This is a genomic window from Nostoc sp. FACHB-888 (genome assembly GCF_014696655.1).
GTDB lineage: Bacteria > Cyanobacteriota > Cyanobacteriia > Cyanobacteriales > Nostocaceae > Nostoc.
In genome coordinates this window covers 1-1,879 of the sequence record NZ_JACJQM010000406.1, presented here as the reverse complement: position 1 = coordinate 1,879, position 1,879 = coordinate 1, and the positions used below count along the sequence as shown (strand labels likewise).

2 protein-coding genes are annotated in these 1,879 nt (G+C 44.7%); one reads left to right on the top strand and one right to left on the bottom strand.

Annotated features, from left to right (window positions below):
- Positions 1 to 361: 361 nt before the first annotated feature.
- On the bottom strand, positions 362 to 529 hold the full coding sequence (locus H6G26_RS41430) for a hypothetical protein (protein WP_190737924.1): 168 nt from the start codon (positions 527 to 529) through the stop codon (positions 362 to 364).
- Between the two features lie 150 nt (positions 530 to 679).
- Here H6G26_RS41430 and H6G26_RS41425 point away from each other — a divergent pair, with 150 nt between their 5' ends.
- Positions 680 to 1,618: a DUF5996 family protein gene (locus H6G26_RS41425; protein WP_190737922.1), complete on the top strand. Its 939-nt coding sequence runs from the start codon at positions 680 to 682 to the stop codon at positions 1,616 to 1,618.
- Positions 1,619 to 1,879 lie beyond the last annotated feature (261 nt).

Sequence of the window (1,879 nt, the reverse complement as noted above, 5' to 3'; positions counted from 1 at the left end):
TTTTATAGCACAAAAGCTCCTAAACCGAATCTTCGTGCCAGATTTCCCACCAACACACCACTCATTCCTCCAATAGCCCTACTGATGTAGGGCTTTCGCCACATACTCGTGAGAATCGATTGGGGAGGCGATGGACTAAGTTTCGCTTTTAGAACGATGTCTAGGCGACTTCGCACCAGATTTACTACCAACACCTTACCCCATCACTCTAATAGCCCACATCAGCAAGACTTTCGGCAAAAAAGAGAGAATCGATTGGGGAGACGATAGGCTAGCCTCATCTAGCGAAGCGATCGCTCTTTATCGTGCAATTCTGCCAACGCCTTCTTTGCCTCAAAAAACGCTCTTTCCACACGGCGCTCTAGGTGCAGGCGATAAGCATAGCTATACCGTCAGGCTTATCGCGGGAGCTTTGCTCGGTTAATTCTGGAACTTTAATAACAGTAATGGTGATTGTTGCTATCGCTGGGTTTTCCTCAAGAGGAAGATTATTTGATGGTGTACTGTGGATAATGTGCTTGCCCATCATTTATTGCGGACGCATTTATGACCTCAATCTTCAAGAGACGAAAATTAAGTTAACTCAGATTGGTATAGTCATATTATTGAAGCGCAATCTAATAAACCTTTATTGATTTATCGTAATTTCACGCCAATTTTTTACATGGAGATACGGCTCATGACTACTCTGCATCGTTCGCCTACTGATAACTGGCTGACGTTACCTGTTGCTGCATGGCAGGATACTTATGAAACACTGCATCTGTGGACTCAGATTGTGGGCAAAATCCGGTTAGCATTAACTCCTCAAATCAATCATTGGTGGCACTCAACTTTGTATGTCACGCCCTGTGGACTCACAACCTCGACAATTCCCTATGGCAGCCGCAATTTTCAAATTACCTTTAATTTTCTGCTTCATCAACTCGTAATTGAGACAAGTGATGGTACGACAAGAATCATCGAACTGGCTCCCCAATCTGTGGCCAACTTCTATGAAGCTGTAATCAATGCTTTAAAAGAAATCTCCATCGACGTCCGGATTTGGACAATGCCCCAGGAAGTTGCTGCTCCCATTCCCTTTGAACAAGATGAGAAACATACCGCTTACGACAGGGAATATGCTCAACGGTTTTGGCAAATTTTAGTTCAAACCGAGCGCATCTTGAGCCGATTTCGCTCTGGTTATGCTGGAAAATGTAGCCCAGTACATTTTTTCTGGGGCAGTTTTGACTTAGCAGTGACTAGATTTTCCGGGCGACGCGCTCCACAACATCCGGGTGGTGTACCGAATATGGCCGATTGGGTAACGCGAGAAGCGTACTCGCATGAGGTCAGTAGCTGTGGTTTTTGGTTTGGCGGTGGCGGACAAGAAGCTTTATTCTATGCCTATGCTTACCCAGAACCTGAAGGATTTAAAGATTACCCCATTGGGCCACAAGAAGCGAGTTATAGCTCAGACATGAGAGAATTTATCCTGCCCTATGAAGCAGTGCGCCAAGCTAACGACCCAGATGCAATGGTACTTACGTTTTTACAATCTACATACGAAGCAGCAGCCAATTTAGCACAATGGGATCGTGCTGTATTAGACTACGCTCCAGTGCTGAAGAGCTAATTTCAAACAATCTTTATCAGTAAATCTGGGATTACTACTAATCAAAAACCTAACTTTCCAGTAGAGTTACCTAAACAGAGGTACGGGCAAAGGTTGGCACAAGTACAGCTTTGGTTGTGTTCTGTCAATGAAGTTTTCAAGGGTTAGGAGACAAGTTTTGTGATAAGCTAATCGTCATTTAAATTGCACCATTTTTATGGTGATAAAAGCTGCAAACCCTCTCCCCTGCTCCCTGCCCCCTGCCCCCCTGCGATCTCAATG

Bases quoted from the DNA above. Each gene is read 5' to 3' on its own strand.
- H6G26_RS41430 (WP_190737924.1), bottom strand. From the start codon at position 529: ATGATGGGCAAGCACATTATCCACAGTACACCATCAAATAATCTTCCT.
- H6G26_RS41425 (WP_190737922.1), top strand. From the start codon at position 680: ATGACTACTCTGCATCGTTCGCCTACTGATAACTGGCTGACGTTACCT.